At 65.6% G+C, this 26949-nt stretch carries 23 protein-coding genes; 11 read left to right on the plus strand and 12 right to left on the minus strand.

What is annotated here, in order from left to right:
• The first annotated feature begins 12 nt into the window (after positions 1–12).
• From CON77_RS05105 to CON77_RS15735, 5 genes are all read left to right on the plus strand, one after another.
• A complete protein-coding gene (locus CON77_RS05105) occupies positions 13–1008 on the plus strand; it encodes a branched-chain amino acid ABC transporter permease (protein WP_101048057.1) in 996 nt (331 codons plus the stop codon).
• A gap of 32 nt (positions 1009–1040) precedes the next feature.
• The gene (locus CON77_RS05110) at positions 1041–1634 is read left to right on the plus strand and encodes a TetR/AcrR family transcriptional regulator (RefSeq protein WP_101048058.1); all 594 of its coding nucleotides are present in this window, start codon (positions 1041–1043) and stop codon (positions 1632–1634) included.
• A 287-nt stretch (positions 1635–1921) separates the two neighbouring features.
• Positions 1922–3250 carry a tetratricopeptide repeat protein gene (locus CON77_RS15485; RefSeq protein ID WP_232788411.1) on the plus strand — a complete coding sequence of 443 codons (1329 nt, stop codon included), beginning with the start codon at positions 1922–1924 and terminating at the stop codon, positions 3248–3250.
• The gene (locus CON77_RS05120) at positions 3240–4637 is read left to right on the plus strand and encodes a sensor histidine kinase (RefSeq protein ID WP_101048059.1); all 1398 of its coding nucleotides are present in this window, start codon (positions 3240–3242) and stop codon (positions 4635–4637) included. The genes CON77_RS15485 and CON77_RS05120 overlap by 11 nt, the downstream gene beginning before the upstream one ends.
• Positions 4615–5292, plus strand: coding sequence for a response regulator (locus tag CON77_RS15735; protein ID WP_101048060.1), 678 nt, complete (start codon positions 4615–4617; stop codon positions 5290–5292). Before CON77_RS05120 ends, CON77_RS15735 begins: the two co-directional genes overlap by 23 nt.
• On the opposite strand, the gene CON77_RS05130 is transcribed toward CON77_RS15735, so the two are convergent.
• The 8 genes from CON77_RS05130 to CON77_RS05165 form a co-directional block, all read right to left on the minus strand.
• Entirely contained in the window at positions 5285–6763 is a 1479-nt protein-coding gene (locus CON77_RS05130; protein WP_101048061.1) for an NAD-dependent succinate-semialdehyde dehydrogenase, read from the minus strand. The two genes, CON77_RS15735 and CON77_RS05130, sit on opposite strands and share 8 nt — an antisense overlap.
• A 60-nt stretch (positions 6764–6823) precedes the next feature.
• On the minus strand, positions 6824–7777 hold the full coding sequence (speB, locus tag CON77_RS05135; protein WP_101048093.1) for an agmatinase: 954 nt from the start codon (positions 7775–7777) through the stop codon (positions 6824–6826).
• Positions 7774–8592, minus strand: coding sequence for an ABC transporter permease (locus tag CON77_RS05140; protein WP_101048062.1), 819 nt, complete (start codon positions 8590–8592; stop codon positions 7774–7776). The genes speB and CON77_RS05140 overlap by 4 nt, the downstream gene beginning before the upstream one ends.
• A gap of 24 nt (positions 8593–8616) precedes the next feature.
• Positions 8617–9846, minus strand: a complete 1230-nt coding sequence (locus CON77_RS05145) for an ABC transporter permease subunit (RefSeq protein ID WP_232788412.1) — start codon at positions 9844–9846, stop codon at positions 8617–8619.
• Positions 9846–10874 (minus strand): ABC transporter substrate-binding protein, encoded by a 1029-nt coding sequence (locus tag CON77_RS05150; protein WP_101048064.1) that lies wholly within the window; start codon positions 10872–10874, stop codon positions 9846–9848. The genes CON77_RS05145 and CON77_RS05150 overlap by 1 nt, the downstream gene beginning before the upstream one ends.
• Positions 10875–10921: 47 nt before the next feature.
• Positions 10922–12007 carry an ABC transporter ATP-binding protein gene (locus CON77_RS05155; protein ID WP_101048094.1) on the minus strand — a complete coding sequence of 362 codons (1086 nt, stop codon included), beginning with the start codon at positions 12005–12007 and terminating at the stop codon, positions 10922–10924.
• Between the two features lie 247 nt (positions 12008–12254).
• A complete protein-coding gene (locus tag CON77_RS05160) occupies positions 12255–13454 on the minus strand; it encodes a CaiB/BaiF CoA transferase family protein (RefSeq protein WP_198552272.1) in 1200 nt (399 codons plus the stop codon).
• 13 nt (positions 13455–13467) lie between these two features.
• Positions 13468–14652, minus strand: coding sequence for an acyl-CoA dehydrogenase (locus CON77_RS05165; protein ID WP_101048065.1), 1185 nt, complete (start codon positions 14650–14652; stop codon positions 13468–13470).
• A 125-nt stretch (positions 14653–14777) separates the two neighbouring features.
• On the opposite strand from CON77_RS05165, the gene CON77_RS05170 reads away from it, so the two are divergent.
• The 4 genes from CON77_RS05170 to CON77_RS15090 all read left to right on the plus strand — a co-directional run bounded on the left by CON77_RS05170 (position 14778) and on the right by CON77_RS15090 (position 18128).
• Entirely contained in the window at positions 14778–15692 is a 915-nt protein-coding gene (locus CON77_RS05170; RefSeq protein WP_101048066.1) for a LysR substrate-binding domain-containing protein, read from the plus strand.
• A gap of 264 nt (positions 15693–15956) precedes the next feature.
• Entirely contained in the window at positions 15957–16598 is a 642-nt protein-coding gene (locus CON77_RS05175; protein ID WP_101048067.1) for a hypothetical protein, read from the plus strand.
• A 277-nt stretch (positions 16599–16875) separates the two neighbouring features.
• Positions 16876–17514 carry a DUF4136 domain-containing protein gene (locus tag CON77_RS05180; protein ID WP_101048068.1) on the plus strand — a complete coding sequence of 213 codons (639 nt, stop codon included), beginning with the start codon at positions 16876–16878 and terminating at the stop codon, positions 17512–17514.
• A gap of 191 nt (positions 17515–17705) precedes the next feature.
• A complete protein-coding gene (locus tag CON77_RS15090) occupies positions 17706–18128 on the plus strand; it encodes a hypothetical protein (RefSeq protein WP_157826847.1) in 423 nt (140 codons plus the stop codon).
• 290 nt (positions 18129–18418) lie between these two features.
• Here the strand turns inward: CON77_RS15090 and gabT are convergent, their stop codons facing one another.
• A complete protein-coding gene (gabT, locus tag CON77_RS05185; RefSeq protein WP_101048069.1) occupies positions 18419–19726 on the minus strand; it encodes a 4-aminobutyrate--2-oxoglutarate transaminase in 1308 nt (435 codons plus the stop codon).
• Between the two features lie 148 nt (positions 19727–19874).
• Between gabT and CON77_RS05190 the strand changes: the two genes are divergently transcribed.
• A complete protein-coding gene (locus CON77_RS05190; protein WP_101048070.1) occupies positions 19875–21275 on the plus strand; it encodes an aminotransferase-like domain-containing protein in 1401 nt (466 codons plus the stop codon).
• Between the two features lie 13 nt (positions 21276–21288).
• On the opposite strand, the gene CON77_RS05195 is transcribed toward CON77_RS05190, so the two are convergent.
• Complete coding sequence (locus CON77_RS05195; protein ID WP_101048071.1) at positions 21289–22653, minus strand: MBL fold metallo-hydrolase RNA specificity domain-containing protein; 1365 nt, start codon at positions 22651–22653, stop codon at positions 21289–21291.
• 143 nt (positions 22654–22796) lie between these two features.
• On the opposite strand from CON77_RS05195, the gene CON77_RS05200 reads away from it, so the two are divergent.
• Positions 22797–23666 (plus strand): transglutaminase-like domain-containing protein, encoded by an 870-nt coding sequence (locus CON77_RS05200; protein ID WP_101048072.1) that lies wholly within the window; start codon positions 22797–22799, stop codon positions 23664–23666.
• On the opposite strand, the gene dnaJ is transcribed toward CON77_RS05200, so the two are convergent.
• On the minus strand, positions 23659–24792 hold the full coding sequence (gene dnaJ, locus CON77_RS05205) for a molecular chaperone DnaJ (RefSeq protein ID WP_101048073.1): 1134 nt from the start codon (positions 24790–24792) through the stop codon (positions 23659–23661). The two genes, CON77_RS05200 and dnaJ, sit on opposite strands and share 8 nt — an antisense overlap.
• Before the next feature lie 107 nt (positions 24793–24899).
• Entirely contained in the window at positions 24900–26846 is a 1947-nt protein-coding gene (gene dnaK / locus CON77_RS05210; RefSeq protein ID WP_101048074.1) for a molecular chaperone DnaK, read from the minus strand.
• Positions 26847–26949 lie beyond the last annotated feature (103 nt).

Genomic DNA, 26949 nt, shown 5'->3' on the forward strand with positions numbered 1-26949 from the left:
GGGGCCCGCCACATGAATTTCCGTTCCACCACCACCCTGGGTTACGGCCTGCTGTTGCTGGGCCTGGTCCTGGCCCCGTTCCTGGGCGCCTACCCCGTGTTCGTGATGAAGCTGATGTGCTTCGCCCTGTTCGCGGCGGCTTTCAACCTCCTGCTGGGCTACACCGGTCTGCTGTCTTTCGGGCACGCGGCCTTCTTTGGCTGGGCCGCCTACGTGACCGGCCATTCCATCAAGGTCTGGTCCCTATCGCCGGAGCTGGGCCTCGCCTTCGGCACCGCCGCCGGGGCGCTGCTGGGCCTGGTGTTCGGCTACCTGGCCATCAAGCGCCAGGGCATCTATTTCTCCATGATCACCCTGGCCCTGTCGCAGATGCTGTACTTCGTCTGCCTGCAGGCGCCGTTCACCGGCGGCGAGGACGGCTTGCAGGGCGTGCCCCGTGGCAAGCTCTTCGCGGTGCTGGACGTGAGCGACGACCTGACCATGTACTACGTGGCCCTCGCCGTGGTGGTGGCGGCCTTTCTGCTGATCGTGCGCATCATCCATTCGCCCTTTGGCCAGGTGCTCAAGGCCATCCGCGAGAACGAACCGCGCGCCATCTCGCTGGGCTACGACACCCACCGCTTCAAGCTGCTGGCCTTTGTGCTGTCGGCCGCCATCGCCGGGCTGGCCGGCTCGCTCAAGACGGTGGTGCTGGGCTTTGCCACCCTGAGCGACGTGCACTGGACGGCCTCGGGCCAGGTCATCCTGATGACGCTGGTGGGCGGCCTGAGCACCTTGTCCGGCCCGCTGGTGGGTTCGGCCGTGGTGGTGCTGCTGGAGAACAAGATCGGTGAACTGGGGCACTTCCTGGCGGGGCTGACCTCGGTCGAGTGGTTCGGCACCCTGGGCGAGTCCGTCACCATGGTCACCGGCTTGATCTTCGTGGTCTGCGTGCTGGCCTTCCGCCGCGGCATCATGGGCGAGATCCTGGCCTTGCTGGCCCGGGTGCGGGGCGTGGCCCGCTCCTGACCGGGGGCGTTGCGGGGCAAGCGGGGGCCGGCATGCACTCTGCAGCCCACCCCGAATTGCCCGTCAAGGAGCGCCTGCGCGTGTCGGCTCTGTGCCTGTTTGCCAGGCAGGGTTACACCACCACCGCCATCAGCGAGGTGTGCGCGATGGCCGGTGTGTCCAAGGGGGCGTTCTACCACCACTACGCCAGCAAGGACGAGCTGCTCTACGGGGTGTACCAACCCCTGCTGCGCCTGCAGTTGGCCCATTTGCAGGAGATCGCGGCCCGGCCGCTGTCGGCGGTGCAGCGCTTGCGCGAGGCCGCGCTGGACGTGGTGCTCACCAGCATCGAGCACCTGGAAGGCCTGACGGTGTTCATGCAGTCCATGCACCTGCTGGCGCCGGACACGCGCGCCCAGGTGCGCCAGGAGCGCCGCGCCTACCACCGGCTGTTTCGGGGCCTGGTGGAAGCCGCACAGGCCGACGGCGACCTGCGCCCCGACGTGCCGGCCGACCTGCTGACCCACCATTTTTTCGGTCCGGTGCATTACCTGACCAACTGGTTCCAGCGCGACGGGCCGTGGCGCCCGGAGGCGCTGGCCCAGCATTACGCCGATCTTTGGTTGAACGGAGTCCGTCGGGCCTGAAGCGGTGCTCCACGCGACCGCTGGCCGAAATTCGGGTGGCGGCCCACGGCACGGGCCATCCCGGACCGGGCAATTTGCCCGAACACCTCGGGGCGTCTTGCCCAGGGCGCGCCGGTGTGGCCGCAGGCGCGGTTTTCCTGCCTAGCATCCGACCACTCCCACTCCGGGAGCCCCTCGATCCGCAGGAGCCCGCCATGAAAACGACCCCGTCATACGTCACCACAGGCCTTCTCTTTTCCGGCCACACCGCGCGCCTCTCGCGCGTGCCTCAGGGGTGGCGCCACCGAATGCGTGGTGCCGCGTGGGTCCTGGTGGCGCTGGTGCACCAGGCGGTGTGGGCGGCCGATCGCGTCTCAGGGGAGCGGGCCTGGCCCATGCCCCCCGAGCGGGTGTGGCAGGCCATGCACCTGCAATTGAACGGGCCCGCACCGGTCTCCATGGCGGCGATCCAGATGAATGAGGCCCGCTTCGAGGCCCGGCTGCGGCCCACGGCCTTGCCCTTGGCCGACAGCGCCGTGGACGTGGATGTAGACTGGGACGCCCGCACCGGCGGCACCCGGCTGCGCTGGACCGCTTCGTCCCCGCAGGCGCATGCGCAGGCCGAAGCCTGGGTCGAACGGCTGGCAGAGAGCGCCGGACAATTGCGCGCCAGCAACCAGCTGTGCCGTGGCCCCGCGCCGACGCCCGAGGAGATCGAGGCGGCGCAGGTCGAAATACCCGCCAGTTGCGAATACAGCACCGGGCATTTCTCCACCGCGCTGTTCGAGTTGGAGAAGTGCGGTGACTTCGACACCGCGCTGCAGATCATGGCCGACTGCGTGACGCGGCGCCACGCGGGCGGCCTGATCCGCCTGTCACAGTACTTCGACCTGGGCTACGGGGTGCCCAAGCGGCCAGAGCGGGTGGTGGAGTTCCTGCGGCTGGCCATGGACAGCGACAACGCGGGTTATGCCCGCCTGGCCCGCTTGCATTACGCGACCGCGCTGCATTTCGGCCTGGGGGTGGCGCCCGACCGGGTGGCTGCGCGCCGTTTGTTCGAGGCGCTGGCGGGCGAGGGCCAGCCCGACGCGCAGGAGTTCCTGCGCCTGGGACACCACGGGGCCTGGTTGCGGCCCGATGGCCAGCGCCACCGCGATGCACCGGAGGTGGGCCAGGCGCCCCCCGTGTCGAACGACGACTCCGGCAACGACATGAGCTACGGGGCCTTCGTGAACAGCGACAAGCGCATCAAATGCCTGTACGGTTACGCGGCCGACAAAACCGGCGACCACGCGGCCGCCGTGCGCATCTTCGAGGACTGCATCGCCCGCTGGAACGATCCGTACTCCATCATCTGGCTGGCGCACCTGCTGGAAAACGGTGCCGGGGTGCCGAAAGACCCGGTGCGGGCGGCGCGCTTGTTGCACCAGGGGGCGCTGCACCCCGACACCTCGGGCTATGCCACGCTGGCGCGCTACCACTACGGCATGGCGCTGGCTCTGGGGCAAGGCGTGGTGGCCGATCCGGTGCAGGCACGGCACTGGTTGCAGCGCGCGGCGCAAGAGGGCCTGGGCGAGGCGCGCGAAGCCCTGGTCCGGCTCGACGCAGCGCCCGACAATCGCGTTCATGTCCGTTGAGCCGTCACCCACCGTCCCCGCTTACCGCCTGCAACGCCGCCTGGGCGCCTGGTCGTTGGTGGCTGCCCTGTCCTGGCTGCTGTTTTCCGGCGTCTGGAGCCTGTGGCGCGTCGCGGTGGCCATCGACCCGCAGTTGCAGCACCTGGCCCGGACGGTGGAGCACCTGCGCCTGAACGAATTGGGGGCAGAGCCTGGCGTGTTCCAGGCACCCCTGTCGGGGGCCGAGCTGCAGAACCTGGCGGGCCTGGGTGAGTTGGCGCCGTTTTGCCTGAGCGTGCGCAACATCCACGGCCAGGCCGTGGACCAGCGTTGCCTGGGCCCTTCGGGGCCCCACCCGGCGGGCATCGAGCGTTTGCTGCGGGCGACCGCGCCGGGTGTCGGGGCGTCACTGCCCCTGGTGCGCTATCCCGGTACCCGGGTGGGGGAACTCGCACTGTCGCCACACTGGCCGGCGCAGGCGGCGCTGCTGTGGCAGCACTGGTGGCAGACCCTGGTGAGCGCACTGGCGCTGGCGGCCCTGGTGGCCTTGACCTACCTGGCGGCGCGCCGTGCCCTGCGGCCGACCGCGGCCATGATGGCCACGCTGCAGCGGTTGGAGGCCGGCGACCTGTCGGCCCGCATGCCGCCGGCCGGGCCGACCGAGTTGCAGCGCATCGGCGTGCAGTTCAATCGCATGGCCGATCGGCTGCAGGACACGGTGCAGGCGCAGCGCCAATTGGCCGACCGTTTGCTGACAGTCCGCGAAGAAGAGCGGCGCCATTTGGCCCGCGAACTGCACGACGAGCTGGGCCAGTCGCTGGCCTCGATCCGGGCCGAAGTGGGCTTCGTGGACGAGGTGGCGCGCGAGTCGGTGCCGGCCCTGCGGCCCAGCGCCGAGGCACTGACGCGCACCTGCGAGGGCATGGTCACCGCGGTGCGCCACATCGTGCAGCGGCTGCGCCCACCGGGCCTGGAGGCGTTCGGGCTGACCGCCTGCTTGCGGCAATTGGTGGACAGTTGGCAGCGTCGAGATGGCCAGCACTGCCGCTACCACTTGCAGATCGACGGCGACCTGGACCGCTGGGACGACACCCTGTCGGTCAGCGTGTTCCGCCTGGTGCAGGAAGGGCTGACCAACGCGGTGCGCCATGGTCAAGCCTCGCTGATCGAGGTGGTCTTGAGCGAGCGGGCCGACGGCCTGCACCTCCTGGTGCAGGACAATGGGCCGCTGTCGCAGGCGCCGGTCCTTGTGCCGGCCACTGGCGGCCAGGGCTTGCTGGGCATGCGTGAGCGCGTCCAAGCGCTGGGCGGTTCGCTGTCCCTGGAGGTGGGCGAGCCCCATGGCCTGCGCTTGCGCATCCATTTGCCGGTCAACGAAGGAAACCATGCTGCGCCTGCTGATCATTGACGACCACGCCATCGTCCGCGAAGGCTACCGCCGGCTGCTGGAGCGGCGCGCGGACCTGCGCATCGTGGCCGAGGCCGGAACCGCCGAAGAGGGTTACGCGCAGTTCAAGGCCCACGGGCCCGACGTGGTGTTGCTGGACCTGAGCCTGGGGACCGGCAGCGGTTTGCGGCTGCTCGCCCAGATGCTCGGGCACGAGCCGCAGGCCACGGTCTTGGTGTTCTCCATGCACGCGGAGCCGATGTACGCGGTGCAGGCCCTGCGGGCCGGGGCCCGGGGCTACGTGACCAAAGGCAGTGCCCCGCAGGTGTTGGTGGAGGCGGTTTACCAGGTCGCCCGTGGGCAACGGGCTCTCAGCCCGGACCTGGCGGGCGAGGTGGCGGCTCTGCTGCTGGAGGGGCCGACGGCCGAGACCGAGCTGACACCGCGCGAGTTCGATGTGCTGCGCCTGCTGTTGCAGGGCCTGGATGTGGAGGCGGTGGGGCAGGCGCTGCACATCAGCCCCAAGACCGTGCGCAACTGCCACTACCAGCTCAAAAGCAAGTTAGGGGTGCGCACCGATCTTGAACTTTCGCGCAAGGCCGCGCAGATGCAGCTGCTGCCCGATCGGCCCCTGGCCGGTGGCAGCCCAGCCCAGGCGGGCTCAGGGCTTATTTGAGGATGTCGCCCAGGCAGAGGTATTTGATCTCCACGTAATCGTCCATGCCGAAGTGGCTGCCCTCGCGGCCCAGGCCGGACTGCTTGACGCCGCCAAAGGGCACGTGCTCAGTGGCCAGGATGCCCACGTTGATGCCGACCATGCCGTACTCCAGCGCCTCGCCCACGCGGTAGATGCGGCCGATGTCGCGGCTGTAGAAGTAGCTGGCCAGGCCGAACTCGGTGTCGTTGGCCGCGTCGATGGCCTCCTGCTCGGTCTGGAACTTGAACACCGGCGCGAAGGGACCGAAGGTTTCCTCGCGGGCGCACAGCATGTCGGCCGTGGCGTCGGCCACCACGGTGGGTTCGAAGAACTGGCCCGGCAGGCGCTTGCCACCCACCAGCACGCGGCCACCCTTGGCCACGGCGTCGTCCACGTGGCGCTGCACCTTCTCCAGCGCGGCTTCCTCGATCAGCGGGCCCTGGTTCACGCCGTCTTCAAAGCCGTTGCCGACCTTGGCGGTGGCCACTTTGGCGGCAAACTTGCGCACGAATTCGTCGTACACACCGGCCTGCACGTACAGGCGGTTGGAGCAGACGCAGGTCTGGCCCGCGTTGCGGTACTTGCTGGCGAAGGCGCCTTCCACGGCGGAGTCGATGTCGGCGTCGTCGAAGACGATGAAGGGGGCGTTGCCGCCCAGCTCCAACGACATTTTCTTGACCGTGGGGGCGCACTGCGCCATCAAAATGCGGCCCACTTCGGTGGAGCCGGTGAAGCTCAGGTGGCGCACGGTGTCGCTGGCGCAGATCACCTTGCCCACGGCGATGGAGTTGGACGCGTCGGCGGTGACGATGTTGAACACCCCGGCCGGGATGCCGGCGCGGATGGCCAGCTCGGCCGCGGCCAGCGCGGTCAGCGGCGTGAGTTCGGCGGGCTTGATGACCACCGGGCAGCCAGCGGCCAGGGCCGGGGCCACCTTGCGGGTGATCATGGCCAACGGGAAGTTCCACGGCGTGATGGCCGCGCACACGCCGATGGGTTGCTTGAGCACCAGCAGGCGGCGGTTGTTGTCGAACTGCGGCAAGGTCTCGCCGTTGACGCGCTTGGCTTCTTCGGCAAACCATTCCACGAAGCTGGCGCCGTAGGCCACCTCGCCCTTGGCTTCGGGCAGGGGCTTGCCTTGCTCGGCGGTCATGATGCGGCCCAGGTCGTCCTGGTTCGCCATCAGCAGGTCGTACCACTTGCGCAGGATGTTGCTGCGCTCCTTGGCGGTCTTGTTCTTCCAGGCGCCCCAGGCCGCGTTGGCGGCGGCGATGGCCGCCTCGGCCTCGGCCGGGCCCAGGTTGGCCACGTCGGCCAGTTTCTGGCCGGTGGCGGGGTCGTGCACGTCGAAGCGGCTGGCGCCGGCCACCCACTGGCCGTTGATCAGCGCGTCGGTTTTGAGCAGCGTCGGGTCCTTGAGCAGGGCGAGGGGGGAGGCCTTCATGTCCATGGTTGTCTCTGGGGTGTGTGGCAAAAGGGAAAGGCTAGCGCGGATGCGAAAACCGCGCAGTCACCGGTATTTCACGCCGGGCAGCACGCACAGCATTTCGTACAGCAGGTTGGCGCCCAGCAGGGCGGTGTTGCCGGTGGTGTCGTAGGCGGGGGACACCTCCACCAAATCGCAGCCCACCAGGTTCAGGCCGCGGCAGCCGCGCACGATCTCCAGCGCCTGCGGCACGTTCAACCCGCCGATTTCGGGCGTGCCGGTGCCGCCGGCGTAGGCCGGGTCGATGCCGTCGATGTCAAAGCTCAGGTAGGTGGGCGTGTCGGGGCCGATGGCGGCGCGGATGCGCGCCATCAAGGGGCTGAGCGACTGCCACCACACCTCGTGCGCCGGCACCACGGTGAAGCCCTGCTGGCGCGGCCAGTCGAAGTCTTCGGCCGAGTAGCCGCTGCCGCGCAGGCCGATCTGCCAGACCTTGCTGCCTTGCAGCAGGCCTTCTTCCACCGCGCGGCGGAAGGGGGTGCCGTGCGCCAGCGGTTCGCCGAACATGTCGTCGTTCACGTCGGCGTGGGCGTCCACGTGGATCAGCGCCACCGGGCCGTGCTTCGCCGCCACGGCGCGCAGGATGGGCAGCACGATGGTGTGGTCGCCGCCCAGCGTCAGCGGGATGCAGCCACTGGCCACGATGGGGCGGTAGTGGCGCTCGATGATGTCCACCGACTTGGGCAGGTGGAAGGTGTTGATGGGCACGTCACCCAGGTCGGCCACCTGCAGCGCGTCGAAGGGCGCGGCGCCGGTGGCCATGTTGTAGGGGCGGATCAGGCAGGACTCGGCGCGGATCTGGCGCGGACCGAAGCGCGCGCCGGGGCGGTGGCTGGTGCCGATGTCCAGCGGCACACCGATGAAGGCGGCGTGCAGGCCCTCGGGGCTGGTGGCGCTGGGCAGGCGCATCATGGTGGCCGGGCCACCGAAGCGGGGCATGGTGTTGCCGCCCAGCGGCTGGTTGAAGGTGGCGGTCATTTCCGGCGCCCCCGCAGCCATTCCAGCGTCATCATCAGCGCGGTGGTGAACAAAATCAGCAGCGTGGCCACGGCGGCGATGGTGGGGGAAATGTTCTCACGGATGCCGGTGAACATCTGGCGCGGCAGCGTCACCTGCTCGGGGCCGGCCAGGAACAGCGTCACCACCACCTCGTCGAAGGAGGTGGCGAAGGCGAACAGCGCACCGGAAATCACGCCCGGGGCGATGACCGGCAGCGTCACGCGGAAGAAGGTCTCCAGCGGGCTGGCGCCCAGGCTGAGGCTGGCTTTCACCAGGTTGACGTTGAAGCTTTGCAGCGTGGCCAGCACGGTCGTCACCACAAACGGCGCGCCCAGAGCGGCGTGGACCAGGATGAGGCCCAGGTAGGAGTCGTTCAGGCCCAGCTTGGCAAAGTACAGGTAGGTGCTGACCCCCACCACCACGATGGGCACCACCATGGGTGAAATCAGCAGCCCGGTGATCAGGCCCTTGCCCAGGAAGCGGTTGCGCGCCAGCCCCATGGCCGCGAGCGTGCCCAGCACGGTGGCCAGCAGCGTGGCCGCCGGGGCCACGGTGAAGCTGTTGCGGGTGGCGTTGGCCCATTCGGGCGCGTTCCACATTTCGCGGTACCAGCGCAGCGACCAGCCCTGGATCGGGTAGGCCAGGAAGCTGCTGTCGCTGAACGACAGCGGGACGATGACCACGATGGGCAGCACCAGGAACACCAGCACCAGCAGGGCACCCAGGCGCAGGGCCAGCCAGCCGAGTTTGTCGAGCAGGCCGTAGTAGGCGGGGAATTCGGGCAGTTTGAACATCTTGTCGCTTTCCTCAACCCCGGCTCAGCCCAGGCTCAGCTCGGCCTTGGCCACCTTGCGGTACAGGGTGTAGAGCACCAGGGTGGCGCTCAGCAGCACCCCGCCCAGGGCGCAGGCCATGCCCCAGTTCACTTCCACGTTGGTGTATTGGGCCACGTAGTAGCTCAGCATCTGGTCGCTGGCGCCGCCCAGCAGCGCCGGGGTCACGTAGTAGCCGATGCAGGTGATGAACACCAGCAGACCACCCGCGGCCACACCCGGGTAGGTTTGCGGCAGGTACACGCGGAAGAAAGCGGCCAGCGGGGCACTGCCCAGCGAAATGGCGGCGCGCAGGTAGTTGGGCGGCACCGACTTCATCACGCTGTACAGCGGCAGGATGGCGAAGGGCAGCAGGATGTGCACCATGGCGATGATCACGCCGGTGCGGTTGAACAGCAGGGGCAGCGGGGCGTCGGTCAGGCCCAGCCACATGAAAAAGCGGTTGATCAGGCCATTGTTCTGCAGCAGCACGATCCACGCGGCGATGCGCACCAGCACCGAGGTCCAGAACGGCAGCAGCACCAGGATCAGCATCATGTTGGCCTTGCGCTCGCTCAGGGTGCTGAGCCAGTAGGCCAGGGGGTAGCCCAGCAGCAGGGCAAAGAAGGTGACCACCGCGCTCATTTGGAAGGTGCGCAGCAGGATGTCGCTGAAGGCGGCCTCGTCGGCGGGCACGCGTTCGATGCCACCGTCCGCGCCGCGGCGCAGGTCCACGGCGGTGAGCAGGTAGTCGGGCGTCCAGCGCGAGCTGTTCTTGGCAATGGCCTGCCAGTAGGGCAGTTCGCCCCAGCGCGCGTCGTGGGCCAGCAGGGCCTCGCGGGCCTGGGCCGGCGTGGGCTGCTCGGCCAGGGGCAGGGCGCGGTAGGTGCCCATGACGAGCGAGCGGCTGCCCGAGATTTCGCTGTTCAGGCGGCGCGCCAGCACGCCGGCCTGGGCGGTTTCTTCGATCGATGACAGGTCTTGCAGCAAGGCGGCGTAGGCCGTCTCGGGGGGCGGGCTGTGGCGGTCCCAGCCGTCCAGCGCCTGCCCGGTGCGGGGCAGGGCGTCGGCGACTTCGGGATTCTCCACCGCCCGCACCAGCAGGCTGGCCAGCGGAACCAGGAAAAACACCAGCAAAAAGATCAGCAGAGGCAAGGTGAGCGCCACGGCGCGCACCTTCTTGCGCCGCTCGGCGCGGCGCAGTTGCTGGGCCAGATCGGTTCCGCCGGCAACCATCATTGTGCGGCCCAGGCGGCGAAGCGCTTCTCCAGGGCCTCGCCCTGGTCGGCCCAGAAACCGATGTTGAACTGCAGCGCGTCCTTGTTGTTGGCCGGGGCGGTCGGCAGCAGCGCCAGGGTCTTGGCGTCCAGCTTGGCCAGGGCCTTGTTGTTGGTCGGGCCGTAGGAGATGTTGCGCGCGTACTCGGCCTGGGCGTCCGGGGTACTGGCCAGGGCGATGAACTTCATCGCGGCGTCCTTGTTCGGGGCGCCTTTCGGGATCACCCAGTAGTCCAGGTCGTAGATGCCACCGGTCCAGGTGATCTTCAGGTTCTTGCCTTCGCGCTGGGCGGCGTCGATGCGGCCGCTGTAGGCGGTGGTCAGGGCCACGTCACCGGCCACCAGGAACTGGGGCGGCTGGGCGCCGGCTTCCCACCACTGGATGCTGGACTTCAGCTCGGTCATCTTCTTGAAGGCGCGGTCGGCACCGTCCTTGGTGGCCAGCACCTTGTACACGTCGGCGGACTTGACGCCGTCGGCCATCAGCGCGAATTCCAGGTTGTAGCGGGCGCCCTTGCGCATGCCGCGCTTGCCCGGGTATTTCTTGGTGTCCCAGAAGTCGGCCCAGGTGGTGGGGTTGGACTTGAGCTTGTCGCCGTTGTAGGCCATCACCGTGGACCAGATGAAGATGCCGACGCCGCAGTCGTGCACGGCGGCGGGCTGGAAGTCGGCCTTGTTGCCCACCTTGCTCCAGTCCATCTTCTCGAACAGGCCTTCGTCGCAGCCGCGGTTCACATCGGGGCTTTCCACTTCCACCAGGTCCCAGGTGATTTTCTTGGCTTCCACCATGGCCTTGATCTTGGCCTGCTCACCGTTGTATTCCACCTGGGTGATCTTGCCGGCACCGGATTTTTCGTAGGCCTCGAAATAGGCTTTCTTCTGGGCGGCACCGTTGGCGCCACCGAAGTTGACGATGGTCAGGTTCTGGGCCAGGGCCGGCAGGGCGGCCAGGGCGGCCAGGGCCAGCAGCACGGGTTTGAGTTGCATGACGCTTATCTCCAGGGGGTTGAGGAAGGGAAGGGGACAGTGAGGGTTCAGCGGTACACGCGCAGGTGTTCCGCCGGGATGTGCAATGGCAGGCGCTGGCCGCTGGCCAGGGCACTGTGCTGTTGCAGGGGCTGCTTGACGCAGATTTCGGGCTGCTGCGGCAGGTCGCAGCGCAGGCGCAGGTGGTCGCCAAAATAGATCACGTCGGCCAGGTTGGCGCTGACCACGTTGTCGGTGGCCTGGCTGGCGTGGTCAAGCACGTGGATGCGTTCCGGGCGGATGCTGCACTGCACCGCGTCACCGGCCCGGGCTTGGTTGACGTTGACGCCGCGCAGGCGCAGGCCGTCGGCCAGTTGCACCGTGCAGTGCTCGCCCTGGACTTCTGCCACGGTGCCGTTGAGCACCGAGTTGTCGCCCACAAAACCCGCCACAAAGCGGTTGGCCGGGGTTTCGTACAGGCGGTCCACCTGGTCGATCTGCTGGATGATGCCTTCGTTGAACACCGCCACGCGGTCGGACATGGTCAGCGCTTCCGACTGGTCGTGGGTGACGTAGACGAAGGTCACGCCCAGGCGGCGGTGCAGGGCCTTGAGTTCGATCTGCATGTGCTCGCGCAGCTGCTTGTCGAGCGCGCCCAGCGGCTCGTCCATCAGCACCAGTTGCGGGTCGAACACCAAGGCGCGGGCCAGGGCCACGCGCTGCTGCTGGCCGCCCGACAGTTGCGAGGGGTAGCGCCCGCCCATGGGGCCCATCTGCACCATGTCGAGGGCGCGCTTGACCTTCTGTTCCAGGTCGGCCTTGGGCAGCTTGCGCACCGTCAGCGGGTAGGCGATGTTCTCGGCCACCGTCATGTGCGGGAACAGCGCGTAGTTCTGGAACACCATGCCGAAGTTGCGCTTGTGCGGCGGGGTGCGGGTGATGGACACGCCGTTGAGGTGGATCTCGCCCGCCGTGGGCGATTCGAACCCGGCCAGCATCATCAGCGTGGTGGTCTTGCCCGAGCCCGAGGGGCCGAGCAGCGACAGGAATTCGCCTTTCTGGATCTCCAGGTTCAGGTCACGGACCACGAGGCTGTGGCCATCGTAGGTTTTTTGTACGCCGGTGAAGGTGACGAGCGGTTGCGTGGTGTGCATGGGGTCCAGGTGGTCGGCAAGCTGACAGTGCCAATCACTGTACCGGCGTTGGTGCCACTGGAACATATACAGATGCCCCCGACACAGAAGCCGCTGTGCAGTTTCCATTCCCTATACATAGAAACCCTGTGGTGCGCAGGGTCTGCGGGCATGCTGCAGCGGTGTGCGAAATGCACCACAAGTGTGCGCTATCAAGAAAAAAACAGGACCGAACGGTGTCGGTCCTGTTTGGGGGGCGTGTGCGCGGTCAGCCGTGTGTGGGGGCCCAGGCGGGGTTGTCTTGGCCCAGGGCCGGTGGCGGGCGTGGGGCGGTGGGGCGCTGGCCGTCCATCAGCACCGGGTGGGCCACCATGGGCGGGGTGGTGCCGTGCGGCCCGTTGTGCCGGGGCAGCACCATGCCGCGCGCGGCCACGTGGGGGTGTTCCAGCACCTGGGCCACGTCCAGAATGGGCGAGCAGGGCACGGCGGCGCGGTCCAGCAGGGCCACCCAGTCGGCGGTGTCGCGCGTCAGCGTCCAGCCGGTGATCAGCGGCACCAGCGTCTGCCGGTGCTCCACCCGGGCCGGGTTGGTGGAAAAACGCGCGTCCCGGGCCACGGCCGGGTGGCCGGTGGCCTCGCAAAAGCGGGTGAACTGGCCGTCGTTGCCCACGGCCAGCACCATGTGCCCGTCGCGGGTGGGGAACACCTGGTAGGGCACGATGTTGGGGTGGGCATTGCCCATGCGGGTGGGCCGCGTTTGGCCCACCAGCTGGTTGCTGGCCTGGTTGGCCAGCATGGCCACCTGTACGTCGAACAGCGAGGCGTCCAGCACCCGGCCCTGGCCGGTGCGCTGGCGCTCGTGCAGCGCCGCCAGAATGGCGGTGGCCGCGTACACGCCGGTCATCAGGTCGGTCACGGCCACACCCACCTTCTGCGGCTCTTCGCCCTTGTTGCCGGTGATGCTCATCAGCCCGGCCTCGGCCTGGATGGCAAAGTCGTAACCCGCCTTGTGCGACAGCGGTCCGGTCTGCCCGTAGCCGGTGATGGAGCAGTACACCAACCCCGGGTTCAGCGCCTGCAGGCTGGGGGCGTCCAGCCCGTACTTGGCCAGTTGGCCGACCTTGTAGTTCTCGATCAGCACGTCGGCCTCGCGGGCCAGTTCGCGCACCTGCTGGATGCCTTCAGGGCTGGCGATGTCGATGGCCACCGAACGCTTGCCCCGGTTGGCGCACAGGAAGTAGGCCGCCACCCGCTCGGGGCCGTCGCCCCACCACGGTGGGCCCCAGGCGCGGGTGTCATCACCCGTGCCGGGGCGTTCCACCTTGATCACGTCGGCGCCGTAGTCGGCCAGGATCTGCCCGGCCCAGGGGCCGGCCAGCACGCGCGACAGGTCCAGCACCTTCACGCCCGCCAGTGGGCGGGGCAGCTCGGGCGCAGCGGCTTGGGGGTTCAGTGGGGGCAGGGCCATGGGCAGCCTGTGCTCAGTTGCTGAACGCGGCAATGCCGGTGATGGCGCGGCCCAGAATCAGCGCGTGCACGTCGTGCGTGCCTTCGTAGGTGTTCACCACCTCCAGGTTCACCAGGTGGCGCGCCACGCCGTACTCGTCGCTGATGCCGTTGCCACCCATCATGTCGCGGGCGGTGCGGGCAATGTCCAGCGCCTTGCCGCAGCTGTTGCGTTTGAGGATGGAAGTCACCTCCACCGGTGCATTACCAGCGTCTTTCATGCGGCCCAGCGCCAGGCAGCCTTGCAGGCCCAGGCTGATCTCGGTCAGCATGTCGGCCAGCTTCTTTTGCACCAGTTGGTTCGCCGCCAGCGGGCGGCCGAACTGCTGGCGGTCCAGCACGTACTGGCGGGCGCGGAAGTAGCAGTCCTCCGCCGCGCCCAGCGCGCCCCAGGCAATGCCGTAGCGTGCGCTGTTCAAGCAGGTGAAGGGGCCTTTGAGGCCGCGCACCTCGGGGAAGGCGTTTTCTTCGGGGCAGAATACCTCGTCCATCACAATTTCCCCGGTGATGCTGGCGCGCAGGCCCACCTTGCCGTGGATGGCCGGGGCGCTCAGGCCCTTCCAGCCTTTTTCCAGGATGAAGCCGCGGATCTGGCCCTCGTCGTCCTTGGCCCAGACCACGAACACGTCGGCAATCGGGCTGTTGGTGATCCACATCTTGGCGCCGCTGAGCGAATAGCCGCCCGGGACCTTGCGGGCGCGGGTGATCATGCTGCCCGGGTCGCTGCCGTGGTTGGGTTCGGTCAGGCCAAAGCAGCCCACCCATTCGCCGGTGGCCAGCTTGGGCAGGTATTTCTGCTTTTGCGCCTCGGTGCCGAATTCGTTGATGGGCACCATCACCAGCGAGCTTTGCACGCTCATCATGCTGCGGTAGCCGCTGTCCACGCGCTCCACCTCGCGCGCCACCAGGCCGTAGCACACGTAATTCAGGCCGGCGCCGCCGTATTGTTCGGGAATGGTCGGGCCCAGCAGACCCAGTTCGCCCATCTCGTTGAAGATGGCGCGGTCGGTGCTTTCGTGGCGGAAGGCCAATTGCACCCGCGGCAACAGGCGTTCCTGGCAATAGGCGTGCGCCGCGTCGCGCACCTGGCGTTCGTCGTCGGTCAACTGGCTGTCGAGCTGGAAGGGGTCGGACCAGGAAAAGCGGGCAGAAGCGGCCATGGTGGTGTGTGTAGAGCGTGGTTGAAAGTGCCGCCATCGTAGGCCCTGCTCAGCCCGCCCGCAAACGAAAAATTTTGGGCCAGATATGAGCATTTGTGCGAAATGCCGTGTAGGCTGGGCGTGCCATGCGACGCAAACTGCCCTCCACCCAAGCCCTGAACTGCTTTGAAGCCGCTGCCCGGCACCAAAGCTTCACCCGCGCCGCGCAGGAATTGAACCTGACGCAAGGCGCCGTGTCGCGCCAGGTGGCGGTGCTGGAAGACTTCTTGGGCGTGCCGCTGTTCCGCCGCACCCAACACGGCATGGTGCTGACGCCCGCCGGCACCGACTACGCCCGCCACGTGCGCCAGCGCCTGGACGCGCTGGAACGCGACGCGGTGGAACTGATGGGCCGGCGCGGGCAGGGCGACAGCCTGACCCTGGCCGCCGTGCCCACCTTCGCCACCCGCTGGCTGATTCCGCGCCTGCACGGCCTGGCCGCCGAACAGCCCGATCTGCTGGTGCATTTCGAGACACGCACCCGCCCCTTCTTGTTCACCGACACCGGCATCGACGCCGCCATTTGGGCCGGCACGCCCCAGCAACTGCAGCAATGGGCCGGCACCCAGGCCACCCATTTGATGGACGAAGACGTGCTGCCCGTGTGCAGCCCGCGCCTGCTGGCGGGTGGGGCCGAGGTGGCGCCCGACGCCCTGGCCCACATGCCCCTGCTGCAACAAGCCACCCGGCCCGAGGCGTGGCGCCAATGGTTCGACGCGCAAGGCGTGGACGCGCCCCGCGCCATGGCCGGGCCAAGGTATGAGCTTTTTTCGATGCAAGCCGCCGCCGCTATCAGCGGCCTGGGCGTGGCGCTGATGCCCACCCTGCTGGTGCAGGACGAATTGGCCAGCGGCGCGCTGGTGGTGGCGTGCGCGCGGCCATTGAAAGCGCAACGGGCTTATTACCTGGTGCAGCCGCAGGTGGCCGAAAGGCCGGCGTTGGCGGTGTTCCGCGAATGGGTGTTGCGGCAGAGCGAAACCGACCCCGGTGTTGCGGTATAGTGGTGTCAGAAAAATCAAATGCCCGGCCCGCGTGCGCGGAGATGGGTTATAGCCGTTGGTGACCGGGGCGAATGCTCCGGGTTTTGCACACGATGAGGTGTGCTATTGGCTTGGCATACGAGGGAGGATGCTTTGATATACGCCGATCTTTTAAATGAGTGTACGCCGCATGCTGCGTATGCTGCAAGTTAGGCCTATTGGGTCGGAGTGCCCATCAGATATATCGATCAATTCATGGTGCTCATTCTTTAGCGTTGAGGAAGTATGATGAAAGATACCCTACGTGGCTCAGAAATCATAAACATTATGCGTTCTGATTTACTAGTTAGCGTAGGAAAAGAGTATTTAGAGCTTGGGGTAGACGCAGCGCTTGAGTCGGGTTTTCTTCGGGACATCCCAATTGTAAGCAGTGTTGTTGGGCTATTTGGCACGATTGGCTCCGTAAGAGATCAGCTACTCGCGACGAAACTTCTTCGCTTTTTGGGTCAGCTTTCGAAAATTCCGCAAGAAGATAGAATCGAAATGGTGGATAAGCTGAATGAGGACGACAAATTCTCTGGAAAAGCAGGCGCGGCGATATTGGAGATCATCGACAGGATGGAAAGCCAGATGAAGCCTGAGTTGGCTGGAAAATGCTTCGCAGCATACGTGAGGGCTGAAATTTCTTTTGAGGAGCTTCGCCGACTCTTGTTTGCGCTTGAGAGAATTCCATCCTTTGATATAGAAAAATTGGCAGACTTCTCGACTATTGCCATCGAGGATTCGCTAAAGATGGACGAGTCGCTTCTTCTTGCTTTCGTAAATGCTGGGTTAGGTAAGAACAATGGTGGCTTCGGTGGTGGCGCGATTGTCCCAACCAATCTATGTCAAACATTCGTGCGTCTTGGCTTGACCTCATTACCCTAGAACTTAATGAATGAAATTTTTTTCAACAGCTGAGCCGATGATTTCCGAGCGTCCAATGAGCCGTTCTTTGCGCGGGTTTACACATGAAGTGCAACACCGTGCCTTCGCTCGTCAGCCTAACTGTAAGGTCAACGTAATCGCTAACAGCGGCAATGCCTTCGGCATTTTATTGGCCGCTGTTGGCGCCTTTCGCCCCCTCGGGGCTCCGGCGCCAGTTAACTAATTCGTTAGGCTGATCAGATTATTGTCATATCTATTATTTTGCCAGGAGGTTTTCATGCGCAGCTTAGTTCTTGCTTTTCTGTTTACACTTCTCGTTGGGTGTGCAACCGTCGAAACGAAAGTTTCTGCTTTTCATGAACTAGAGCAGTCGTTATCTGGGGTGACCTATACGCTCATACCAACTAAGGAGCAGGAAGGTAGTCTTGAGTTTCAATCCTATGCAAAGCTTGTTATGGCCGAGCTTGATAAACGAGGCATGATCGAAGCCCCGCTTAATCAGGCAAAGCTTGCAATTTTTATGTCATATGGAATAGATGATGGCAAACAAGTTATTTCGTCTTACCCAATATTTGGCCAGACCGGATCAAGCAGTTCGTACACGACTGGAAGAATCACGTCATACGGAAATACCGCGTCTTATAGCGGAACAACCTATAAAACCCCAACCTATGGCGTCGTTGGCTCTGGAACCAGCACCTCTACTATTTTTAGTCGCTACTTGCATATTGATATTATCGATGTTATAAAATCTGGTAATGGGAAGATACATAAAGTCTATGAGGGTAAAGCTGTTAGTTCTGGATCAAGTGATCAGCTTGCGCCTGTTATGCCGGCAATCGTGCGGAGCGTATTTGAAGATTTTCCTGGCAAGAGTGGAGCATTCAGAACAAGTCGGCAACCTTTCGATGAATGAGCGCGGAACCTAACAATACACTTTAATTTGCGCTCCCCTTGTACTTTACGCTAGATCTCATGGGGCAATTTAGCAATTTCGAAACTCCGAAAACGAAAATCGCTACCGCCCAAGCAACGCTTGGACTTGCAGTACGCATTAATGCAGCAGTCGTGTCTGGGCGAATTCGGAGTACTCTCTATGAGCGAGACGTGACGATCGTCACCGGAGGTAATGATCTTCTTCTGCCGCGAAACTATCTTGCGGGCCGCCAGGATCTGCTCGATGGTACGCAGAACTTGGTGATCATGGCGTTGGGAGCCTCAGCGCTGACTCTGGATGAAACACTCGATGAGGTGTTCGGAAAGCCTGACTCCGACCCCGATCCGAGTCGCCACGGGTTACGGATCATGGTCAACCAACTTCGTAACGCTTTCGCGCACAATCCTTGGCGACCCCGTTGGGTTATCCGGCCAAAGTACCGCTCCGCTTATCTTGTCGAATTAGGAACTACGATCCTCACTACGTTCAACGCCACAAGCCTTAACGGTGAGGGTGTGAAGCCGGAAGACGTTGGGGGCTTGGAGTCATGGATAAAGGTGCTGCAGTACTGTGAAGGTATTGTCCCAGCGTGAGGAGTAAAATCTGTCAACCGTATTTATTGCGTCATGCGGCTAAAGGCCCGTCATCTCATTCTGTGTCTATAGCCATATCCTGCAACGGTTCGGTTTACTCAAACGTTAACCCGTATGAATCGAATTTAGGCTGCCAGCTGTGAGAAGGGCTTTTTCGCCTCCTCAGGCAAAGTGTCGTAAAAAACCTTATGCGACAAATAAAGTGTCGCGAAAGCATGTTTCTGCGACACCAATAACGACAAAGGCCCTCGCGGGCCTTTGTCGTTTCCGTCTTCGGGGCAACCGAAGCCTCAACCCTTCGCCGCCTTCAACGCCTCACCCATGATGGCCAGCCCCTCGTCCAGCAGCGCGTCGCTGGCGGTGATGGGCACCAGAATGCGGATGACGTTGGCGTACACGCCGCACGACAGCAGCACCAGGCCGCGCTTGAGCGCCTCGGCGCAGACGCGCTTCGTCAGGTCGGCGGCCGGCTTGTCGTGGTCGCCGCCTTCAAACAGTTCGATGGCGATCATGGAGCCCAGGCCGCGCACGTCCTGAATTTCCACGTTCTGCTGCGCCAGGGCGCGCAGGCCGGCCTTCAGGCGTTCGCCCACGGCGTTGGAGCGGTCCAGCAGTTGCTCTTCTTCAAACACGTCCAGCACGGCCAGCGCGGCGGCGCAGGCCAGGGGGCTGCCGGCGTAGGTGCCGCCCAGGCCACCGGGCAGGGGCTTGTCCATCAGCTCGGCCTTGCCGATCACGGCCGACAGCGGGAAGCCTCCCGCCATGCTCTTGGCCATGGTGATGAGGTCGGGCGCCACGCCCCACTGCTCGCAGGCCAGCCAGGTGCCGGTGCGGCCGGCGCCGGTCTGCACTTCGTCGGCAATCAGCACAATGCCGTGCTTGTCGCACAGCGCGCGCAGGGCCTGCGCGAATTCGGGTGGGGCCACGTAGAAGCCGCCTTCACCTTGCACCGGCTCCAGAATGATGGCGGCCACGCGCTCGGCCTCCACGTCGTATTTGAAGATGTGTTCCACCGAACGCATGGCGTCGGCCACGCTCACGCCGTGCAGCGGGTTGGGGAATTCTGCGTGGTAAATCTCGGCCGGGAAGGGGCCGAAGCCCGCCTTGTACGGGGCCACTTTGCCGGTCAGCGCCATGCCCAGCAGCGTGCGGCCGTGGAAGCCGCCGCCAAAGGCGATGACGGCTTGGCGCTTGGTGGCGGCACGGGCAATCTTGACGGCGTTTTCCACTGCCTCGGCGCCGGTGGACAGGAAGTAGGCCTTCTTAGGGAAGTTGCCCGGCGCCTTGGCGATCAGGCGCTCGGCCAGTTCCACATAGGGTTCGTAGGCCACCACCTGGAAGCAGGTGTGGTGGTACTGGTCCAGTTGGGCCTTCACGGCTTCCACGATCTTGGGGTGGCGGTGGCCGGTATTGAGCACCGCAATGCCGCCGGCAAAGTCGATGTAGCGGCGGCCTTCCACGTCCCAAATCTCGGCGCCTTCGGCGCGCTCGGCAAACACCTCGTAGGTTTGGCCCAGGCCGGCGGGCAGGGCGGCGCGGCGGCGTGCCATCAGGGTGGCGTTGGTTTTGGCTTCGGTGACGTTGGGGTCGCGGTGCATGGGGGTGGGCTCCTGTGGGGTGGTTGGGCGCTGTGGCCAGGTTGAACTGTAGGCCACCCGGTTGGCCCGCTAACATATACAGACGGACCGGTGCCGCCGACACACTGTGCAGCCCGACCGACCTGTACAGTCCAACCCGAATGCCTTCATGTTCACCCTAGACCCGCAAAACACCACCCCGCTCGTCATGCAGATCGTGGAAGGGTTTCGGGACCTGATCGAGTCGGGAGCGTTGCGCCCGGGGGCCAAGGCGCCGTCCATCCGCCAGTTTGCGCACGCGCACGGGGTGAGCGTGTACACCGTGGTCGATGCCTACGACCGCCTGGTGGCGCAAGGTTTTTTCGTGTCGCGTCCGCATTCGGGGTTTTTTGTGCGGCGCCGCGAGGTGCGCACCAACCTGCCGGGGCAGCCGGGGACGAACTACAACTTCGACTCGATGTGGTACCTGCGCCGCGTCTTCGAAAACCGCAAGCTGCGCATGAAGCCGGGTTGCGGTTGGCTGCCGGGCGAGTGGCTGTTTGAAGAAGGCTTGCGCCGCAGCCTGCGCAGCCTGGCGTCGGAGCCGGTGGACCTGGGGGGCTACGGCGAGCCCAAGGGTTTTTTGCCCCTGCGCCAGCTGGTGCGCGACCTGCTGGCCGAGCAGGAGATCGTGCTCGGGGCCGACCAGGTGCTGCTGACCAACGGCTCCAGCCAGGCCATGGACATGGTGGCGCGCCGCATGGTGCAGCCCGGTGACGCGGTGCTGGTGGACGAGCCCGGTTACCCCAATCTGTTGTTTTCGCTGCGTTTCCTCGGGGCCCGGTTGATCGGCGTGCCGCGCACGCCCAGTGGTTACGACCTGGCCGCCCTGGAGGAACTGGTGCTGGTGCACCGGCCCAAGGTGTTTTTCACCCAGCCGCGGCTGCAGAGCCCGACCGGTTCGGTGGCGCACCTGGCGCACCTGCACCGCGTGGTGCAACTGGCCGAGCGCTACCAGTTCATGGTGGTGGAAAACGACATTTACGCCGACCTGGACCCGGACCCGCGCCCCTCGCTGGCCAGCCTGGACCAGTTGCAGCGGGTGGTGTACATCAGCAGCTTTTCCAAGACCATTTCCCCCAACCTGCGCGTCGGCTACGTGGCCGCCCACCCCGATGTGCTGGAAGACCTGGCCCAGCTGAAGATGATCTCGGGCCTGACCTCGTCCGAATTCTCCGAGCGCCTGGTCTATGGCGCGCTGATCGACGGCCGCTGGCGCAAGCACCTGCGCGGTTTGCGCGAGCGGCTGGCCCAGGCGCACCAGCGCGTGGCCGACCGGCTGGAGGGCCTGGGTTTCGAGCTGTTTGCCGAGCCCAAGGCAGGCATGTTCCTGTGGGCGCAGCACCCGCGCATCGCCAACGCCACGGAGCTGGCCTACCAGGCGGCGGAGCAGGACATCCTGCTCGGCCCTGGGCACCTGTTCAGCACCGACCTGGCGCCAACGCCGTGGATGCGCTTCAACGTCGCCTTCAGCGCCGACGACGACCTGTGGGACTTTCTGCGCCGGGCCACGGCGGGGGTGCCTATTTGAGCCGGGCGCCGGCTCACACCACCCAGGTGGAGCCGTGCTCGGGCGCCATGGCGTGCCAGCCGAGTTCGTGCTCGATGCGCTGGCGCAGGGTGTCCGACGCCTCCTGGTCGCCGTGCACCACGAAAGCCCGGTGCGGCTGCCCGGGGATGGCCCGCAGCCACTGCATGAGTTGGCCGGCGTCGGCATGGGCCGAGGCCGATTGCAACTGCGCCACCTCGGCCCGCACCGCCACTTCCTGGCCGTGGATGCGCAGGCTGGTGCCCCCGTTGGCCAGAGTGGCCCCGCGCGTGCCCGGGGCCTGGTAGCCGGTCAGCAGCACCAGGTTGCGGTGGTCGCCCAGGTACTGCACCAGGTGGTGCAGCACGCGCCCGCCGGTGGCCATGCCGCTGGCGGCCAGGATCACCTTGGGCCCGTGGTGGGCGGCAATGGCCTTGGATTCGTCCGGCGTCTGCACCATGCGCGCCACGTGTGCCAGGGCGTTGCACTGCGCCGCGTTCAGGCGGTGTTCGCCCAGGTGCTGGGTGAAGGTGGCGGTGCTGTGGATGGCCATGGGGCTGTCCAGGTAAATGGGCAGCGCGTGCGGCAGGCGGTGCTGGCGCTTGAGTTCGGCGATGGCGTGCAGCAGGGCCTGGGCCCGGCCCACCGCGAACACCGGCAGCACCGCGGTGCCGCCGCGTGCCGCCACCTTGTCCAGCAGCGGGGCGAGTTCGTCGATCAACTGCTCCGGGGGGTGCAGGCGATCGCCGTAGGTGGATTCGACGATCACCGCGTCGGCCCCCGGCGGCGGGTCGGGCGGCAGCATGATGAGGTCGTCCGGCCGCCCCAGGTCGCCCGAGAACAGCAGGCGCTTGCCGCCCACCTCGATCAGCACCGATGAGGCACCGACGATGTGGCCGGCCCCGTAGAAGCGCGCCTTCCAGCCGCGGATGGGCTCGAATTCGCGCAACGCCGGGGTGGCGTGCAGGTGCGGCAAGCTGCGTTTGGCGTCTTCCACCGTGTACAGGGGCAATGCCGGGGTGTGCTTGGAAAAACCGTGGCGGTTGGCAAAAGCCGCGTCTTCCTCCTGGATGTGGCCGCTGTCGGGCAGGAGGATGGCGCACAGGTCGCGCGTGCCCGGGGTGCACCAGGCCTTGCCCCGGAAGCCCTCTTTGACCAGCAGCGGAAAGTGCCCGCTGTGGTCCAGGTGTGCGTGGGTGAGGACGACGGCCTGCAGGTGGTGGGGTTCGAAAGGCAGGGGCACCCGGTTGCGCAGGCGCAGCGTCTTGTAGCCCTGGAACAGCCCGCAGTCCACCAGCAGGCGTTGGCCGTCGAACTGGACCAGGAATTTGGAGCCGGTCACGGTACCGGCCCCGCCCAGAAAGGTGATGTTCACGCTCACGGCAGTCTCCTTCGCAACCATTGTGCACGAGCCCCGGTGCTTTGGGTGGGGCCGCACGCCGCGCGCTCGCCTCCGGTCAGAGCGGCTGCGAATAAATCCGGCGTCGCCCGGGTGGTGGGCGTTTTCTGTGACTTAATGCCTGGATGGTCCGTATTCACACGCACATTCGTTTGTGCTACGACGTGGGTCTGCAAGGCGCAGACTTTGTGTTCAACCTCCAGGCCGCCCAAACGGCGCAGCAGCGCGTGGTGTCGGAGCAACTGAACCTGCAGCCTTTCTGGTACACGCAGGAAGCCGTGGACCCGGTGACCCACAACCGCCTGCTGCGCCTGAAAGCGCCGCCCGGCTGGCTGGCGGTGGATTACCGCTGCACGGTGGATGTGCAGCACCATGTGCAAGCCCCTCCCGAAGTCCCAGAGATTCCGGTGGCGCAGTTGCCGGCGGCCGTGTTGCCTTACCTGTACCCCAGCCGCTACTGCCCGTCGGACGCCTTGGGCGCCACCGTGATGGGCCTGTTCGGCGCTTTGCCGCAGGGCTACGCCAGGGTGCAGGCCGTGCAGGCTTGGGTGCGCCAACAGGTCAAGTTCACGCCCAACACCAGCCATTCGGGCACCTCGGCGCTGGATACCTTGCGCGACCGCGTGGGCGTGTGCCGCGACTTCGCCCACCTGTTCATCGCGCTGTGTCGGGCGCTGAACATTCCGGCGCGCTTCGTGACCGGCACCGACTACGGCGCCGACCCGGCCCTGGGCCCGCCCGACTTCCACGCCTACGTGGAGGTGTACCTGGGCCACCGCTGGTACCTGTTCGATCCGTCGGGAACGGCCATTCCGATGGGTTTCATCCGCATCGGCACCGGGCGCGACGCGGCCGATGTGGCCTTTGCCACGATTTTTGGGGCCATTCAGGCGGCCATGCCGCCGCTGATCGAGGTGCGCGCCGAAGACGACCCGGCACAGGGCTGGGAGCGCCCGGTGCACCGCACCGAGGCGCTGTCCACCGCCGTCAGCTGAAGAACTCCTTGGCCTTCTCGAACCAGCCCTTGTCGTTCGGGCTGTGTTTGTGGCCGCCTTTCTGGAAGGAGTCTTCCAGTTCGCGCAGCAGCTTGCGCTGGTGCTCGGTCAGCTTGACCGGGGTTTCCACCACAATGTGCACGTACAGGTCGCCCGGGTAGCTGGCGCGCACCCCTTTGATGCCGCGCCCGCGCAGGCGGAAGGTCTTGCCGTGCTGGGTGCCTTCGGGGATGTCGATGGTGGCTTTGCCGCCCAGCGTGGGCACGGCGATTTCGCCGCCCAGGGCTGCGGTGGTGATGCTCACCGGCACCTGGCAGTGCAGGTCGTCGCCGTCGCGCTCGAAGATGTCGTGCTTGCGGATGCGGATTTCGATGAACAGGTCGCCCGAGGGGCCGCCGTTGCGCCCGGGTTCGCCGTTGCCGGCCGAGCGGATGCGCATGCCGTCGTCGATGCCCGCGGGGATCTTGATCTCCAGCGTCTTGTGCTTTTTCAGCTTGCCCTGGCCGTTGCAGCTGGTGCAGGGCTCGGGGATGATCTTGCCGCTGCCGTGGCAGTGCGGGCAGGTCTGCTGCACGCTGAAGAAGCCCTGGCGCATCTGCACCACGCCTTGGCCGTTGCAGCTTGGGCAGGTCTTGACGCTGGTGCCGGGCTTGGCGCCGGTGCCGCTGCAGGTGTCGCAGTCTTCCCAGCTGGGGATGCGGATTTGTGCGTCCTTGCCGTGGGCGGCTTCTTCCAGGCTGATTTCCATGGCGTACGACAGGTCGTTGCCACGGTAGACCTGGCGCCCGCGGCCACCGCCGCGCTGGCCACCGAAGATGTCGCCAAAGATGTCGCCAAACGCCTCAGAGAAACCGCCGAAGCCTTCGGCGCCGCCCGGACCGCCGCGCATGTTCGGGTCCACGCCGGCGTGGCCGTACTGGTCGTAGGCGGCCCGTTTCTGCGGGTCGCTCAGCATCTCGTAGGCCTCTTTGGCTTCCTTGAACTTCTCTTCGGCTTCCTTGGCCTTGTCCCCCTGGTTGCGGTCAGGGTGGTGCTTCATCGCCAGCTTGCGATACGCTTTTTTGATGTCGTCGTCGCTGGCGGTTTTGGCTACGCCCAGGATTTCGTAAAAGTCTCGTTTGGCCATTTCTCTACCAGTTTGCGGTTCGAGTGCAAACGCCGTGCCTGGTCAGACCGGGCACGGCGGTGGGGCAGGGCGCCCCGGCCGAGGCCGGGTGCGCCACAGGGCACGGATCAGTCGCGCTTGACTTCCTTGACTTCGGCATCGACCACGTCGTCGTCGGCCGGACGGTTGCCACCGGCCTGCGCCTGGGCGCCTTCGGCGGCACCGGCCGCGCCCGCGGCGGCCTGGCTGGCCTGCATGTCGGCGTACATTTTCTCACCCAGCTTCTGGCTGGCGGTCATCAGCTCATTGGTCTTGGCTTCAATGGCGTCTTTGTCGTCGCCCTTGACGGCTTCTTCCACGGCCTTGATGGCGGCTTCGATCTTGTCCTTCTCGGCCGCGTCGAGCTTGTCGCCGTACTCGTTCAGGCTCTTCTTGACCGAGCTGACCAGCGCGTCGCCCTGGTTGCGCGCCTGCACCAGTTCCACCTTTTTGTGGTCTTCGGCGGCGTTGAGTTCGGCGTCCTTCACCATCTTCTGGATTTCCTCCTCGGTCAGGCCCGAGTTGGCTTTGATGGTGATCTTGTTTTCCTTGCCGGTGCCCTTGTCCTTGGCGCCCACGTGCAGGATGCCGTTGGCGTCGATGTCGAACGACACCTCGATTTGCGGGATGCCGCGCGGGGCCGGCGGGATGCCTTCGAGGTTGAACTCGCCCAGCAGCTTGTTGCCGGCGGCCATCTCGCGTTCGCCCTGGAACACCTTGATCGTCACGGCCGGCTGGTTGTCGTCGGCGGTGGAGAAGGTCTGAGCGAACTTGGTCGGGATGGTGGTGTTCTTGCTGATCATCTTGGTCATGACACCGCCCATGGTCTCGATGCCCAGGGACAGCGGGGTCACGTCCAGCAGCAGCACGTCGGTGCGGTCGCCGCCCAGCACCTGGCCCTGAATCGCGGCGCCCACGGCCACGGCTTCGTCGGGGTTCACGTCCTTGCGCGGCTCTTTGCCGAAGAACTCTTTCACCTTTTCCTGCACCTTGGGCATGCGGCTCATGCCGCCGACCAGGATCACGTCGTCGATGTCGCTCACGCTCACGCCAGCGTCCTTGATAGCGGTGCGGCAGGGGGCGATGGTGCGCTCAATCAGCTCGTCCACCAGGCTTTCCAGCTTGGCGCGGGTGAGCTTGATGTTCAGGTGCTTGGGGCCGGTCGCGTCGGCGGTGATGTAGGGCAGGTTGACGTCGGTCTGCGCGCTGTTGGACAGCTCGATCTTGGCCTTTTCGGCCGCTTCCTTCAGGCGCTGCAGGGCCAGCACGTCCTTGGTTAGGTCCACGCCTTGTTCTTTCTTGAACTCGGCAATGATGTAGTCGATGATGCGCTGGTCGAAGTCTTCGCCGCCCAGGAAGGTGTCGCCGTTGGTGGACAGCACCTCGAACTGCTTTTCGCCGTCCACGTCGGCGATTTCGATGATGGACACGTCGAAGGTGCCGCCACCCAGGTCGTACACGGCGATCTTGCGGTCACCCTTGCCGGCTTTGTCCAGGCCAAAGGCCAGGGCGGCGGCGGTGGGTTCATTGATGATGCGCTTCACATCCAGACCGGCGATGCGGCCGGCGTCCTTGGTGGCCTGGCGCTGGGCGTCGTTGAAGTAGGCCGGCACGGTGATCACGGCTTCGGTCACGGCCTCGCCCAGGTAGTCCTCGGCGGTCTTCTTCATCTTGCGCAGCACTTCGGCGCTGATCTGCGGCGGGGCCAGCTTCTGGCCGCGCACTTCGATCCAGGCGTCGCCGTTGTCGGCCGCGCTGATGGTGTAGGGCATCAGGTCGATGTCCTTCTGCACTTCTTTTTCGGTGAACTTGCGGCCGATCAGGCGCTTGGCGGCGTACACCGTGTTCTTGGGGTTGGTCACGGCCTGGCGCTTGGCCGAGGCGCCGACCAGGATCTCGCCGTCTTCCTGGTAGGCGATGATGGACGGGGTGGTGCGGGCGCCTTCGCTGTTTTCGATGACGCGCGTGGTGTTGCCTTCCATGATGGCCACGCACGAGTTGGTGGTGCCCAGGTCGATGCCGATGATCTTGCCCATGTGTTACTCCTGAAGATGCTTGAAATCTGAAAAAAGACTGAACTGCTGCAAAGGTGTGGCTGGCGCCAGGGTTTTCAAGGGGCGCTGCCCACGAAAACCCGGG

Source organism: Macromonas nakdongensis, from assembly GCF_002837145.1.
Lineage (GTDB): Bacteria > Pseudomonadota > Gammaproteobacteria > Burkholderiales > Burkholderiaceae_C > Macromonas_B > Macromonas_B nakdongensis.

Coding starts and splice junctions, on each gene's coding strand:
- CON77_RS15735 (WP_101048060.1), top strand. CDS start 4,615: ATGCTGCGCCTGCTGATCATTGACGACCACGCCATCGTCCGCGAAGGC.
- CON77_RS15485 (WP_232788411.1), top strand. CDS start 1,922: ATGCGTGGTGCCGCGTGGGTCCTGGTGGCGCTGGTGCACCAGGCGGTG.
- CON77_RS05155 (WP_101048094.1), bottom strand. CDS start 12,007: ATGCACACCACGCAACCGCTCGTCACCTTCACCGGCGTACAAAAAACC.
- CON77_RS05105 (WP_101048057.1), top strand. CDS start 13: ATGAATTTCCGTTCCACCACCACCCTGGGTTACGGCCTGCTGTTGCTG.
- CON77_RS05190 (WP_101048070.1), top strand. CDS start 19,875: ATGTTCACCCTAGACCCGCAAAACACCACCCCGCTCGTCATGCAGATC.
- CON77_RS05120 (WP_101048059.1), top strand. CDS start 3,240: ATGTCCGTTGAGCCGTCACCCACCGTCCCCGCTTACCGCCTGCAACGC.
- CON77_RS05130 (WP_101048061.1), bottom strand. CDS start 6,763: ATGGACATGAAGGCCTCCCCCCTCGCCCTGCTCAAGGACCCGACGCTG.
- dnaK (WP_101048074.1), bottom strand. CDS start 26,846: ATGGGCAAGATCATCGGCATCGACCTGGGCACCACCAACTCGTGCGTG.
- CON77_RS05160 (WP_198552272.1), bottom strand. CDS start 13,454: ATGGCCCTGCCCCCACTGAACCCCCAAGCCGCTGCGCCCGAGCTGCCC.
- gabT (WP_101048069.1), bottom strand. CDS start 19,726: ATGCACCGCGACCCCAACGTCACCGAAGCCAAAACCAACGCCACCCTG.
- CON77_RS05165 (WP_101048065.1), bottom strand. CDS start 14,652: ATGGCCGCTTCTGCCCGCTTTTCCTGGTCCGACCCCTTCCAGCTCGAC.
- CON77_RS05200 (WP_101048072.1), top strand. CDS start 22,797: ATGGTCCGTATTCACACGCACATTCGTTTGTGCTACGACGTGGGTCTG.
- CON77_RS05110 (WP_101048058.1), top strand. CDS start 1,041: ATGCACTCTGCAGCCCACCCCGAATTGCCCGTCAAGGAGCGCCTGCGC.
- CON77_RS05150 (WP_101048064.1), bottom strand. CDS start 10,874: ATGCAACTCAAACCCGTGCTGCTGGCCCTGGCCGCCCTGGCCGCCCTG.
- CON77_RS05180 (WP_101048068.1), top strand. CDS start 16,876: ATGCGCAGCTTAGTTCTTGCTTTTCTGTTTACACTTCTCGTTGGGTGT.
- CON77_RS05170 (WP_101048066.1), top strand. CDS start 14,778: ATGCGACGCAAACTGCCCTCCACCCAAGCCCTGAACTGCTTTGAAGCC.
- speB (WP_101048093.1), bottom strand. CDS start 7,777: ATGACCGCCACCTTCAACCAGCCGCTGGGCGGCAACACCATGCCCCGC.
- CON77_RS05175 (WP_101048067.1), top strand. CDS start 15,957: ATGATGAAAGATACCCTACGTGGCTCAGAAATCATAAACATTATGCGT.
- CON77_RS05145 (WP_232788412.1), bottom strand. CDS start 9,846: ATGGTTGCCGGCGGAACCGATCTGGCCCAGCAACTGCGCCGCGCCGAG.
- dnaJ (WP_101048073.1), bottom strand. CDS start 24,792: ATGGCCAAACGAGACTTTTACGAAATCCTGGGCGTAGCCAAAACCGCC.
- CON77_RS05140 (WP_101048062.1), bottom strand. CDS start 8,592: ATGTTCAAACTGCCCGAATTCCCCGCCTACTACGGCCTGCTCGACAAA.